General features: G+C 62.0%; 8 protein-coding genes. 4 read left to right on the top strand and 4 right to left on the bottom strand.

From position 1 onward, the window contains the following. The first annotated feature begins 252 nt into the window (after positions 1–252). Together NW862_RS01880 and NW862_RS01875 are read left to right on the top strand one after the other, a co-directional pair. Positions 253–1,575, top strand: a complete 1,323-nt coding sequence (locus NW862_RS01880; protein WP_414426864.1) for a dihydroorotase — start codon at positions 253–255, stop codon at positions 1,573–1,575. 378 nt (positions 1,576–1,953) lie between these two features. Next, positions 1,954–2,355: a SaoD/DsrE family protein gene (locus NW862_RS01875; protein WP_414333147.1), complete on the top strand. Its 402-nt coding sequence runs from the start codon at positions 1,954–1,956 to the stop codon at positions 2,353–2,355. A 5-nt stretch (positions 2,356–2,360) separates the two neighbouring features. On the opposite strand, the gene clpB is transcribed toward NW862_RS01875, so the two are convergent. The 3 genes from clpB to phoU form a co-directional block, all read right to left on the bottom strand. Beyond that, on the bottom strand, positions 2,361–5,003 hold the full coding sequence (gene clpB / locus NW862_RS01870; protein WP_414333146.1) for an ATP-dependent chaperone ClpB: 2,643 nt from the start codon (positions 5,001–5,003) through the stop codon (positions 2,361–2,363). A gap of 173 nt (positions 5,004–5,176) precedes the next feature. Beyond that, positions 5,177–7,351, bottom strand: a complete 2,175-nt coding sequence (locus NW862_RS01865) for a ribonuclease R family protein (RefSeq protein ID WP_414333144.1) — start codon at positions 7,349–7,351, stop codon at positions 5,177–5,179. Between the two features lie 173 nt (positions 7,352–7,524). Further along, a complete protein-coding gene (gene phoU, locus NW862_RS01860) occupies positions 7,525–8,166 on the bottom strand; it encodes a phosphate signaling complex protein PhoU (RefSeq protein ID WP_414333153.1) in 642 nt (213 codons plus the stop codon). A gap of 255 nt (positions 8,167–8,421) precedes the next feature. On the opposite strand from phoU, the gene NW862_RS01855 reads away from it, so the two are divergent. After that, positions 8,422–9,750, top strand: coding sequence for a four-carbon acid sugar kinase family protein (locus tag NW862_RS01855; RefSeq protein WP_414337999.1), 1,329 nt, complete (start codon positions 8,422–8,424; stop codon positions 9,748–9,750). Positions 9,751–9,784: 34 nt separating this feature from the next. Then, positions 9,785–11,314 carry an FAD-binding oxidoreductase gene (locus NW862_RS01850; protein WP_414426863.1) on the top strand — a complete coding sequence of 510 codons (1,530 nt, stop codon included), beginning with the start codon at positions 9,785–9,787 and terminating at the stop codon, positions 11,312–11,314. Here the strand turns inward: NW862_RS01850 and treZ are convergent. Beyond that, positions 11,287–13,128, bottom strand: a complete 1,842-nt coding sequence (gene treZ, locus NW862_RS01845) for a malto-oligosyltrehalose trehalohydrolase (RefSeq protein WP_414426862.1) — start codon at positions 13,126–13,128, stop codon at positions 11,287–11,289. The genes NW862_RS01850 and treZ overlap by 28 nt on opposite strands. Positions 13,129–13,262 lie beyond the last annotated feature (134 nt).

Genomic DNA, 13,262 nt, shown 5'->3' with positions numbered 1-13,262 from the left:
AAGGGATGCTGGGCAACACCTACCGATCTTAAACCCCCAACTTAGATTACCAGAAAGAGCCATCTAGACCTTTGCCTGGAAGCCAGCCGCAGCCGTGGAGAGGATGTCAAGTCAAGGCCCTTTTGCGCTGTCGCGCCAGCGCTGAGTCGGAAGTGAGGTGCCGGATTGGCGGCCAGTCTTCCAAGGTATTTTGATATAAGGTATTTTGATTGAATATTCTGGCTGGGAAATTGGCGTTGTCTCGGGGGCGCTTTGTCTGACAGTCTGCTGATCCGCAATGCGGAGCTATTGGTGCCGGAAGGGGATCCCTGGCTGGGAGATGTGCTGGTGCGGGAGGGGCGCATTGCCCAAATCGGCCAGAATCTCTCGGCAGAAGGGGTGGCTAGGGTTATCGACGCGGAGGGCCATACCCTCATGCCGGGGGTGATCGACCCCCAGGTTCACTTTCGCGAGCCGGGCCGGGAGCACAAAGAAGACCTACAGACGGGATCCTGGGCCTGCGCTCGCGGTGGGGTAACCAGCTTTCTGGAGATGCCCAATACGGATCCGCTGACGATCGACCAGGCAACGCTGGATGACAAGTTGGCCCGGGCCGCCAGCAAGTGCGTGGTCAACTACGGCTTTTTCATCGGGGCCACCGCCGATAACCTTAAAGAGCTGCAAACGGTGCAAGGGGCTTGCGGCATCAAGATCTTCATGGGATCCATGCATGGCCCCTTGCTGGTGGATGACCAAGCGGCATTAGAGCGGATCTTTGCCGAGACGGATCCCAATTTTGTTATCGCCGTCCACGCTGAAGATCACTCGCGGATTCAAGCCCGGCGGGCCCTCTTTGCCGGACGTACAGATGTGGCGGTTCACTCCCTGATTCAGGATGAAGAAGCCGCGCTGATTGCCTCGCAACGGGCTTTGGACTTGGCCACCCGCTACCGCCACCGCCTGCACATTTTGCACCTCTCCACCGGCCTGGAGGTGGAGCTGCTGCGCCAGCACAAACCCGCCTGGGTTAGCGCCGAGGTCACCCCTCAGCACCTGCTGCTCAGCACCGCCGACTACGCCCGCCTGGGATCCCTCGTCCAGATGAACCCGCCGCTGCGGGATCCGGCTAACCTGAACCAGCTCTGGCAGGGGCTACACGACGGCATCCTTGATTGCATCGCCACCGACCATGCCCCCCACACCCTGGCCGAAAAGGCCCAGCCCTACCCCCACTCCCCCTCTGGCATGCCCGGTGTGGAGACGGCCTTGCCCCTGATGCTGACCGCAGCCCAGCAGGGCCGCTGTACCCTGCGCCAGGTGGTGCAGTGGATGTGCGAGGCGCCGGCCCGCCTCTACGGGATCCCCAACAAGGGGCGGCTGCAGGTGGGCTACGATGCCGATCTGGTATTGGTGGATCGCCACACGCCTCAGCCGGTGCGCCGGGAAGAGCTGCTCACCAAATGCGGCTGGAGCCCGTTTGAGGGCTGGGAGCTGGTGGGCTGGCCGCTGCTCACAATTGTGGGCGGGCAGATCGCCTTTCAAAACGGTCAGGTGGATCCCTCGGTGCGCGGCCAGGCGCTAACCTTTCGGCGCTAGGGGGATCCCCTTCGAGGTTGCACCTGTTCAAACCTTTCAAGATGGCGGTTGAACACTGAGCTGCTTCGGCTTCTCCCTGCCTAGGCAAGAGGAGCAGAGCTCCAGATCCCATCTCAGTTTATAGTCTTATAGTCATTTCAAATAGCAATGAAACGGTTCGTTACGTCGTTATTGCTACGCAACGCTGTCGCGAACGCGCCGCTCTAACTCCCCTCTCCCTCTGGGAGAGGGGCTGGGGGTGAGGGCTGGGAGAGGGGCTGGGGGCGAGGATAGTGGCGAGGAATGCTTGGGGAGTGTCTTACGCCCTTTCAGTAAGCTGTGCTACTTTGAAAGCGATAATCGATGATAATCAAGTTGGAAAACACCTAAGGAGCGGCCATGAAAGTTGCCTACGTCTTCATCACTCCTCGCGGCGGCACCTACAAGCTGGGCCAGATGATCCTGCCGCAGCTAGAAGCGGGGGTACACGGCGTGGAAGTGGTGGGCATGTTCTTTTTTGACGACAACTGCTTTGTCTTGCGGCAGGGGGATCCCATTGGCGAGCGCCTGGCCAAGATTGCCGAAGCGCAAAAGATTTTGCTGATGATGTGTGACCTGTGCGCCCTGGAGCGCAACCTGGCGGAAGGGGAACCCAAGTGGTGCGACTCAAAGGGCCAGGGGCGCAAGGAGCCGGGCTATTGTGTTCCCAAGAATGTGGTCAAAGGCGTGCAGGTGGGCTGCTTTCCCGACCTCTACGCGGCCTTAAAAGACAACCCACCTGACCAGGTAATTAGCCTCTAACCAACTTAGCTGACGGCTACAGCAGCAGGCGGCTCTTGGCTGGGCTGAGAGCCAATCTTGCGGAAGACCAGCCGCTCGTTGGCCACATCCACCAGGATGCGGTCGCCGGGCAGGAACTCGTTTTCCAGCAGCTTGGTGGCGATGGGGTTTTCGATCTCCCGCTGGATGACCCGCTTGAGGGGTCGGGCCCCAAACACGGGATCGTAGCCCAGCTCGGCCAGGTAGTCCTTGGCCTCTTCGGTGAGGACAATCTCAATCTGCTGATCCGCCAGCAACTGCTCCACCCGCCGCATCTGCAGGCTGACGATCTGGCGAATCTGCGCTTTGGTGAGGGCGTGGAAGATGATGAGTTCATCCACGCGGTTGAGGAACTCCGGCCGGAAGTGGTGCCGCAGCATGGCCAGCACCTGAGTTTTCATCTCCTCGTAGCGGCTCTCATCGCCCCCGATTTCCAGAATCAGCTCGCTGCCGATGTTGCTGGTCATGATGATGATGGTGTTCTTGAAGTCCACCGTCCGCCCCTGGGAGTCGGTGATGCGGCCATCGTCCAGCACCTGCAGCAGGATGTTGAAGACATCGGGGTGAGCTTTCTCCACCTCGTCAAAGAGCACCACCGAGTAGGGACGGCGCCGCACCGCTTCCGAGAGCTGCCCCCCTTCTTCGTAGCCCACATAGCCCGGCGGAGCCCCAATCAAGCGGGAGACAGAGTGCTTCTCCATGTACTCGGACATGTCGATGCGCACCATCGCTTCGGAGGTATCGAAGAGGAACTCCGCCAAGGCGCGAGCCAGCTCGGTCTTCCCGACGCCGGTGGGCCCCATGAACAGGAACGAGCCGATGGGTCGGTTGGGATCCTTGAGGCCGGCCCGGGCCCGCCGAATGGCAGCGGCTACGGCGGCTACCGCTTCGTCCTGGCCCACCACCCGCTGGTGCAAGTGGGCTTCCAGGCGCAGCAGCTTTTGCTTTTCCGACTCCATCAAGCTGGTGACCGGGATCCCGGTCCAGCGGGAGACGATCTCGGCAATGTCTTCGGGCGTCACCTGCTCCCGCAGCAAGGGCTCACCGTTGGCCTGCAGCTTGGCCAGGTGGGCCTCCTGCTCTTGGATCTGCCGCTCCAGCTCCATCAGCTTGCCGTATTTGAGCTCGGCAGCGCGGTTGAGGTCATATTTTTGTTCTGCCTGTTCAATCTGCAGCTTGACGGCATCCCGCTCGGCTTTGAGGTTTTGCAGCCGCTCGATGGCCTCTTTTTCCATCTGCCAACGAGCATTGAGCTCCCGCTGTCGCTCCATCAGGTTGGCCAGCTCCTGCTCGATTTTGCCCAGGCGATCTTTGGAGGCGAGGTCGTCTTCCTTCTTGAGGGAGAGCTCCTCCATCTGCAGTTGCATGATGCGCCGGTCGATTTCATCCAATTCGACGGGTTTGGAGGTGATCTCCATCTTGAGCTTGGCTGCCGCTTCGTCCACCAGGTCGATGGCCTTGTCGGGCAAAAAGCGCTCGGAGATGTAGCGGTTGGAGAGAACGGCTGCCGCCACCAAGGCCGAGTCGCTGATCTTGACCCCGTGGTGCAGCTCGTAGCGCTCTTTGAGGCCGCGCAGGATGGAGATGGTGTCTTCTACGGAGGGCTGATCCACATACACCGGCTGGAAGCGGCGCTCCAGGGCGGCGTCTTTTTCGATGTGTTTGCGGTACTCATCCAGGGTGGTGGCGCCAATGCAGCGCAATTCGCCCCGGGCCAGCATCGGCTTGAGCAGGTTGCCGGCATCCATCGCCCCCTCGGCAGCCCCCGCCCCGACCACGGTGTGCAGCTCGTCGATGAAGAGGATGATCTGCCCTTCCGATTCGGTAACCTCCTTGAGCACAGCTTTGAGGCGGTCTTCAAACTCACCGCGGTACTTGGCGCCAGCAATCAAGGAGCCCATATCTAGGGCAATGACGCGCCGGTTTTTCAACGACTCCGGCACATCTCCCCGGTTGATGCGTTGAGCGAGACCTTCGACAATGGCGGTTTTCCCCACGCCGGGTTCGCCGATGAGCACCGGGTTGTTTTTGGTGCGGCGGGAGAGCACCTGAACGACGCGGCGGATCTCGTCGTCCCGCCCGATCACCGGATCCAGCTTCCCTTCGCGGGCGGCCTTGGTCAAGTCGCGGCCATAGCGCTCCAGGGCCTCGTAGCGGGACTCAGGGTTTTTGTCGGTAACCCGCTGTTTGCCCCGCACTTGTTGGATAACGGGTTTGAGGCGCTCGACGGTCAAACCTAGGGGTGCTAAAACCCGCTTGCCCACCCGCTCGTCGTCCAGGGCTCCCAAAAGCAAGTGCTCTACCGAAATGAAGTCGTCTTCGTATTCTTTGCGAAACTCTTCAGCCCGATCCAGCGTGGTCTCCAGGCCGCGGCCCAGGTAGAGCTGATCCACCCGCGCCAGCTTGGGCTGCTGGTTGATAAAGCTTTCCACCTTGTCCCGCACCAGCCTTGGATCGAGGCCGGCCCGCTGCAAAATGGTCTGGGTGAGACCCCCTTCTTGATCGAGAAGGGAGATGAGCAAATGCTCGGTTTCCAGTTGCTGCTGCTGGTGCCGCCGGGCTACATCCTGGGATTGGACAATGGCGCTCCAGGCTTTCTCGGTAAATTGGTTGGGATTGGTGGGCTGCATAGAAGTTCAGCAGGTTTTTTACTACAGTGTATAGGAAGACAGCAGGGGAAGCGGCCATCTCGGCCCCCGCTTGGGAAAAGGGATCCTGATAATTCAGGTATCGCCCATTTTGGCCGCGCCAGAGTTCGCAACAACCGCCCCCTTTGCCCTCGATCGATGGAGGGATCCCCGCCTTATTCCTCTTCTTCGCAGGGGCGGCCCTCGCCGATCACTGCCAAATCAATTTGCTGGCGGTAGTAATCGACGTTTTTAATCTGCACTTCCACTCGATCCCCCAGACGGAACTGGCGCCGGCTCTTGCGCCCTACCAGGGCCTGCTGGCGGCTGCGGTACTCGTACCAATCGTTTTTCAGGGTGCTGACCCGCACCAACCCTTCCGCCAAGATGGGATCCACCTGCACAAAAAAGCCGTAGTTCTGGACGCCGATGATCAGGCCGGGGAACACCTCCCCCAGATGTTTTTGCATGAACTCAGAGCGCTTCAGGCCCATCAGCTCCCGTTCTGCGTGCTGCCGGATCCGGTGCCCCTCCTGGATTTTGGGCAGTTGCGCCTGGAGAAAGGCCTGCCATTCCTCCTGCAGCTTGGGTGGCAACACCTGCCAGTCGATCTGGCCGTAGCCGCCGGGGCCGTGCAGATCCACCACGGTTTTGGAGCGCGGGCTGCGGCGATCCCGTCCTTTGCTCAAGGCCAGGTGCAAAGCACGCAAATTCAGCAAATCGGCATAGCGGCGTAAAGGGGCCGTAAAGGTGGCGTAGGGTTCTTTAAGGCCCAAGCCAAAATGGCCGAGGGGCTCCTGCAGAGGCTGCAGGCAATACTCGACGGGGGGCAAAGTGGCCAACAACTGGGCCACCAAGGCTGGGCTAGTCCCTGCGGCCAACACATCGGGGGCGGTGATGCGGACACAGATCCGCTGCCAATCGGCCAAGGTCACGGCTTCTGGATCCTGCAAATTCAGATCCAGCTTCATGGCGTTGGCCAGGCGCAAAAAGTTCTGCAGGGCCTCGGCAGTGGGGGCGGACTGCACGCGGGCCAAGGAAGGGATCCCCAATTGGCGCAAATGGTGGCCCAAGGTTTGGTTGGCCAGCAGCAGCACCTCGGTCATCAGAGCGTGGGCGCCGAGGCGATCGCTGATCAAAAGGGGGCCGTAGCCGCTCTCGTCAGCGGAGTGGGGGGTGAGCAAATCCAACAGGGGCAGGTCAAAGCCGCCCGCTTGGTGACGTTTGACCCGCAGGATTTGGCTGAGGCGGAGCAGGTTTTGCAGCAGGGCCATCAATTCTGGCACCTCCTCCTCAGGGCCCAGATCCGCAGCGGTGGCCAAGAGGGCCTGCACCTGGCCATAGGAGAGGTGAGCCCGCGACTGCACCAGGCTGGGATGGATCTCGAAGCTTTGTACCACCCCCTCTGGGTCGATGGTTAACAGCAACGAATAGGCCAAGCGCTCCTGCTGCGGCAACAGAGCCAGGCGGCTGTGCACTTCCGGCGGAAAAAGAGGCAACACCCTCGTGTCGAGGTAAACGGTGGCCGTCCGCTGCTGAGCTTCTTGCTCCAGAGGATGCTCAGGATCCAGCCAGTGGGCCACGTCGGCAATGTGGATCCCCAGCAGCCAGTTGTCCTCTTCCTGCCGCTGCAGGGAGACGGCCACGTTGGGCTCGAGGCCGTGGGGGTGCTGCAGATCCAAGGGTTCTAAAGTGATGCAAAACCAATCGCGCAGATCGCGACGGCCCTTTTGGTCGGAGCGGCTCAGCTTTTTGGGCAGGGCGGCCGCGGCTTCTAGCACCGCCGGGGGAAACTCCTGCGGCAGGTCGTACTTGCAACAAACCAGATCTGCATCGATGGAGGCCTCCGGGCCGTCGCCCAAGATCTTGCGAATCGTGCCCACGGGGGGCAAATCTCCCAGCGGATAGCGCTCCACTTCCACATAGGCCACCCGACCTTCCGCCAGCTCGGCAGGGGATCCCTCCGTCAAGGCCAGCTCGAACAGCAGCCGGTCATCCAAAGGCACCACCCGAAAGTCCTGTTCCGTCTGTTTGAGGCGGCCCACCAGCGTAGGGTTGGCCCGCTCCATGACGGCCACCACCTCTCCCTCCGGGCTGCGGCGGCGATTGCCCTCTTTGGTGATCCGGGCTATCACTTGGTCGCCGTTCCAAGCGCCGCTGAGGTTGCTGCCGTGGATGTACACATCCTCCGCCCCCGGCTCATCCCGGATGGCGAAGCAAAAGCCCTTGCTGGAACAGCGCAAGCGCCCCACCACCAGGGATTCATCCGGCCTACGCCGATAGCGAGGCGGATCCCCTGTGCGTTCGAGAAACCCTGCCCGCACCAGACCATCGAGGGCAATCTCAAGCATTTCCTGCGCTTCTGGATCAGGGGATGGCAAGAGAGCAAGAAGTGTGTCTTTGTCGGTCCATTGTTCCTGAGAGAGAAAATGCTGAAAAATCCGAGAGAAGTCCATTTTGGGTGTCAGGGAAAGGAGGAGGGAAGAAGGGGGGTTAAGACAGGGCAAGACTCAACCCGTTGGCGTTAATCTCGGTGGCCGGTGACGATAAAAGCCACCCGCTGACCGATGTTGGTGCTGTGGTCGGCCAGACGTTCTAGGTAGCGGATCGCCAGCAACATCAACAGGATAGGCTCGATCGATCCCCTGATGTCCGACTGTTGCGCCAACGTATTGTAAAGGTTGGTGTAGTCTTCATCAACGGCGTCGTCTTCCCGCTTCAGTTGTCGGCCCAGCTCGGCATCCAACTCCGTCAGGGCCGCCAGGCTATGGCTGAGCATTTTCTGGCAGCGCTGCATCATCACGCGAATGTGCCTCAGCTCCGGCGGCGGCGGGTAGAAAGCCAAGCGCAAGGCCACTTCGGCCAAGTCTTTGGCGTAGTCGCCAATCCGCTCCAGATCCCGCACCAGTTGCATCAGGGCGCTGATCCAGCGCAGATCTTGTGCCACCGGCGAGCGCAAGGCGATCAAGCTAATACAATCTTTCTCGATTTGACGATAAAAACGGTCAATTTGCTTGTCTTGGGAGATGGCCTGTTCGGCAGCGGCCAAGTTCTGTTCAAACAGGGCCTGCTGGGCCAAGACCACCGATTTTTCCACCAGCGCCCCCATGCGCAGCACGTCCTGCTGAATCCGCTTGATCTGAAGTTGCAGCTCAGCTTGCCCCATGGCTTTTTCCCCATGGATGTAGGTGGGAGGGAGTGGCTGCCACTGTTGGCGGCCCCCGAAGCCAGTCGATTGCACCGGTAGATCTCAATCATGGCAAACTTCTCTCGAATCAAGAGAAAAAACAGGATGGGGATCGAGGGAGCGGCCAATTTGGGAGAGGATGATAAGGAGGGGGTGCAAGCGGGTGGGGTGTTGCGAGGTTGTCTCCGCCTGGAGGCTTGGGGCTATGCTGTCGTTCTGGATTGAGATACTCCGATGACTCGTCCCCCCATTGTCGTGCTGGATGATGATCCCACCGGATCCCAGACCGTGCACAGTTGCCTGCTGCTGACCCGCTGGGATGCGGAAACGCTCAAGCTGGGCCTGCAGGATGGCTCGCCAATTCGCTTCATTCTCACCAACACGCGATCCCTGCCGCCGGCCAAGGCTGCCGAGGTGACACGGTCGGTCTGCCGGGCCCTCAAGCAGGCCATGGGGGAGCTGGGGTGGGAGCGGGCCCTCTTTGTCAGCCGCTCCGACTCGACGCTGCGCGGGCACTACCCCTTGGAAACCGATGTCATGGCGGCGGAGCTGGGGCCTTTTGATGCCCATTTTCTGGTGCCGGCTTTTTTTGAGGGAGGGCGCATCACCCGCGACAGCGTCCACTACCTGCGGGTGGAGGGCCGCTGGGTGCCCGTGCATGAAACGGAGTTTGCCCGCGATGCGGTGTTCGGCTACCACCACAGCTATTTGCCCGACTATGTGCAGGAAAAAACCCAGGGGCGGATCCAGGCTGAGCAGGTGGTGCGATTGACGCTGGAGCAGATCCGCGCCGGCTGTTTGGAGCAGCTTTTGGGTCTAGAGGGGAATGTCTGCTGTGTGGTGGATGGAGAAACCCAAGCGGATCTGGATCGTTTTGCCCAGGATGTTTGGGCGGCTCTGGAGCAGGGGAAGCGCTTTTTGTTTCGCAGCGCCGCCAGCCTCTTGACGGCTCTAGCCCAGTTGCCGCCGCAGCCGGTTCCGCCAGAGCAAATGGGGCAGTTTGTCCGCTCCGACCGGCCAGGGGTGGTGATCGTGGGATCCCATGTGCAAAAGTCCAGCCAGCAGTTGGCCCGCCTGTTGCAGGAGCCAGGGATCCAGGGCATTGAAGTGGAGGTGAAGCGCCTGTTGGAACCGGGGCGGGAAGCGGAGCTGCTGCCGGCCATCTTGAGCCAAGTCCAGCGCGCCTACGAGCAGGGCCTGACGCCGGTGGTCTACACCAGCCGAGAAGAAGTGAGGTTCGACGGTGCCACCCCAGAGGCACGCCTGGCCTTTGGGCAGAGGGTTTCTCGTTTGTTGATGGCCATTGTGCAGGGGCTGCCGGAGGGGATTGGCTACCTGGTCAGCAAGGGCGGCATCACCTCCAACGACACCCTCAGCCTCGGCCTCAACCTGCCGGCAGTGCGGCTGCTGGGGCAGATCTACCCAGGGGTCTCCATGGTGCTCACGCCGGCGGATCACCCCCGCTTTCCCAACTTGCCGGTGGTGCTGTTTCCGGGCAACGTGGGCGAGGTGGATACGCTGGCTTTGATCCACCGTCGCCTCCACAGCCGCGGGCTGGTCTAGCCTAGAGGGAACGCTTCTGTCGGTTCTTCCCGCCATGGCTGAACTCATCTCTTCGCCTGAAGCTCTGCCCGCCTCGGAGGCCTGGTGGGGATCCCTGCGCCAGGGGCAGACGGCGTTGCCCGCGGCGGTGGTGCACCGCTGTTCTGAGCGCCTGGGCAGCCGGGATGCCGATGTGGTGATTGCCGGCGGCACCCTGGGGATCCTCTTGGGAGCGGCTTTGGCCCGGCGGGGCTGGCGGGTGATCCTCATCGAGCGGGGGAGCCTGCGGGGGCGGGAGCAGGAGTGGAACACCTCCCGGCAGGAGCTGCAGGTGTTGTTAGAGCTGGAGTTGCTCACCTCGACAGAGTGGGAGGCGGTGCAGGTGACCCACTACCCCAGGGGGCGCATTGGCTTTGGGGAGGGCCCCACCTGGTGGGTGGAAGGGGTGCTGAACGTGGGCGTGGATCCGGTCAGCTTGCTGGAGTTCCTCAAGCAGCATTTTCTGGCCTGGGGGGGCCAGGTGCGGGAGCAAACCGGGTTTCTGGGCGCCACGGTCCACCCCGATGGGATCCGCATCCAAACCACCACCGGCCAGCTCAGCGCCCAACTGCTGCTGGATGCCATGGGGCACCGCTCCCCCATCTTGGCCCAGGCCCGTCAAGGGCAGCCGCCGGACAGCGTCTGTCTGGTGGTGGGATCCTGCGCCCAGGGGCTGCCGGAGCAACCCACTGGGGATCTGTTCTACAGCTTTACCCCCGCCCAGGAGGGCTACCAGCCCTTTTGGGAGGCCTTCCCCGCCCGCGATGGCCGCACCACCTATCTCTTTACCTACTGCGACCGGGATCCCCGCCGACCCAGTCTGGAGAGGCTTTGGCAGGACTACTGCCGGCTGCTCCCTGCCTACCAGGGGGCCGAGTTGGCCCAGATCCGCTGGCTGCGCAAGCTGTGTGGTGTTTTCCCCGCCTACCGCTGCAGCCCGCTGCAACTGCCTTGGGATCGCCTCTTGGCGGTTGGCGACAGCAGCGGCAGCCAGTCGCCTTTGAGCTTTGGCGGCTTTGGGGCGATGTTGCGCCATCTGGATCGCCTGCAGCAGGGGATCCACGAGGCGCTGGTGCAGCGGCAGTTGGAGCAGGCGGCCCTGGCCCTGCTGCAGCCCTACCAGCCTAATTTGGCGGTAACCTGGCTTTTTCAGAAGGCGATGATCCCTCCTTTGGGAGAGAAAAACTGGGATCCCAACAGCATTAACCGCCTGTTGAGCAGAGTGTTTGAGGCCATGGTTGCCGCCGGCCCCCAGGTGGTGCAGCCCTTTTTGCAGGATGTGGTGCAGTTTGGCGGCTTGGCCCAGGCGCTGTGGGGGGTGATGAGGCAAGATCCAGCCCTGGTGGCCGCGCTTTTGCCCCGGTTGGGGTTGCCGGAGCTGGTGGCCTGGGCGGGCCACTTTGGCGCCCTCGGCCTCTACGAGCTCTTGCAAAGGCTAGCCGACCGCCTGGAAGGGGCCCCGCAAGACTACTTCTGGCAGCGGCGGCGCGAGGCCTGGCGCTACGGCTGCGGTCGGGATCACTGGCCGTACACCACCACTCCATAGGGCGGCACCTCAACGGGATCCCCTTGGTTTTTTGCCGAGGATCCCTGGTCGCCGCTATCTAGAAGCTTCTCCCACCGGCCGTTGGGCCATTGGGCGTAGGTGGCTGCTTGGTCGGAGCTGAAGTTAAACAGGGCCAGAACGGCTTGGGATCCCTGCTGGCGGTGCAGGGCCAGGCCGCTTGGAGCAAACAGCTCCACCCCCACCGAACTCCGCTCCAGGTTTTGCAGCGGCGGCAGGGTCTTGCGCAGGTGAATGAGGGTTTGGTACCACCGCCGCAAGACCTGGTGGTGGCCAGCAGTGCCCAGCTCCCAGTTGAGCTTGGAGCGCAAGAAGGTCTCCTCTGCCTGGGGATCCGGCACCTCCCCCTGCCAGGCAAAGGCGCTGAACTCGCGGCGGCGTCCCTGCCGCACCGCTTCCACCAGGTCGGGATCCCCGTGGCTAATGAAGTAGAGAAACGGGGCCACCTCCCCATATTCTTCCCCCATAAACAGCAGCGGCAGCATGGGAGCCAGCAGCAGGACGGCGGCGGCCAACTTCAGGCCCTCTAGGGAAGTGAGCTGGCTGAGGCGCTCTCCCAGCCTGCGGTTGCCCACTTGGTCGTGGTTTTGGATGCAGATTACAAACTGGGAGCCCGGCCTGGCGAGAGCGGAATTGCCGTGGCGGCGGGCCCGGTAGCGGGAGTACTGCCCAGAATAGACGTAGCTCTCGCGGTAGGACTTGGCCAGGTGCTCCAATTGGCCGAAGTCTTGGTAGTAGCCTGTCTTTTCCCCGGTAAGCAGGGTGTGAACCGAGTGATGGAAGTCGTCGCACCACTGGGCATCTAGGCCGTAGCCCCCTTGCTCGCGGGGGGTGATGAGGCGGACGTCGTTGAGGTCGCTTTCGGCTACCAGAACCCTGGGCCAGCCTGTGCGCGCCTCCAGGGCCTCCACCCGCTCTGCCAATTCCTGCAAAAAGGGGTGGGCGCTGAAGTCGTAGATGGCATGCACCGCGTCCAGCCGCAGGCCGTCCAGGTGAAACTCCTCTAGCCAGTATTCGGCATTTTGCAGGAAAAACTCCCGCACGCCGTCGGAATAGCGGTCGTCGAAGTTGAGGGCCTCTCCCCAAGGGGTGCGGTACTTGTCGGTGAAGTAGGGGCCAAAGTTCCGCAGGTAGTTCCCCTCCGGCCCCAGGTGGTTGTAGACCACGTCCAAAACAACCGCCAGGCCCTGCTGGTGGCAGGCATTGACCAGCGCCTTCAGGCCCGCTGCTCCTCCATAGCTGACCTGCACGGCATAGGGATAGACGCCGTCATAGCCCCAGTTGCGCTCCCCCGGAAACTGGGCCACCGGCATGAGCTCCAGCACGTTGACCCCCAGCTCCACCAGTTGCGGCAGGCGGGGGATCAGGGCGGCAAAGGTGCCCTCCGGGGTAAAGGTGCCTACATGCAGCTCGTAGAGGATCCACTGGGAGAGCGGGATCCCCTTCCAGGCTTGATCCTGCCAGTCGAAGTGGGGATCCACCACCCGCGAAGGGCCATGGACGCCGCGGGGCTGGCAGCGGGAAGCGGGATCCGGCCGCTCCACCACCCCCGCTGAGGTGTGCAGGCGGTAGAGGTAGTCCACCGGCCCCGGTGGGATCCCCTCCACTTCACCCTGCCAGTAGCCTTGCCCATCCTGGGTCAGAGGGATGACCTGTTGGACGGGGCTAATGACTTTTAGCTCCACGTGTTCGACCAAGGGCGCCCACACCGAGAAGCGGTAGTGGCCCTGGCCGCAGGGATAGGCGCCAATCCGTTCGACCTGGGAACGCTGAGAGGAAGGGGAACCCTGAAGCACGAAACCCACCTGCACAACTCGGCTTCCACTATAGCGAGGCTTGCTCCCCCAGACATTCGAGGCTCAGGTCTTGGGGTGGGTTGCCGACTCTTCCCTCTGCCATAGTGGAATTGGCCTTTCGCTGCTCCGTCCCT

This window comes from Synechococcus sp. H55.8 (genome assembly GCF_047462375.1).
Lineage (GTDB): Bacteria > Cyanobacteriota > Cyanobacteriia > Thermostichales > Thermostichaceae > Thermostichus.
This window is presented reverse-complemented; position numbering and strand designations above follow the sequence as displayed.

Bases quoted from the DNA above. Each gene is read 5' to 3' on its own strand.
- NW862_RS01850 (WP_414426863.1), top strand. From the start codon at position 9,785: ATGGCTGAACTCATCTCTTCGCCTGAAGCTCTGCCCGCCTCGGAGGCC.
- phoU (WP_414333153.1), bottom strand. From the start codon at position 8,166: ATGGGGCAAGCTGAGCTGCAACTTCAGATCAAGCGGATTCAGCAGGAC.
- NW862_RS01865 (WP_414333144.1), bottom strand. From the start codon at position 7,351: ATGCTTGAGATTGCCCTCGATGGTCTGGTGCGGGCAGGGTTTCTCGAA.
- NW862_RS01875 (WP_414333147.1), top strand. From the start codon at position 1,954: ATGAAAGTTGCCTACGTCTTCATCACTCCTCGCGGCGGCACCTACAAG.
- NW862_RS01855 (WP_414337999.1), top strand. From the start codon at position 8,422: ATGACTCGTCCCCCCATTGTCGTGCTGGATGATGATCCCACCGGATCC.
- clpB (WP_414333146.1), bottom strand. From the start codon at position 5,003: ATGCAGCCCACCAATCCCAACCAATTTACCGAGAAAGCCTGGAGCGCC.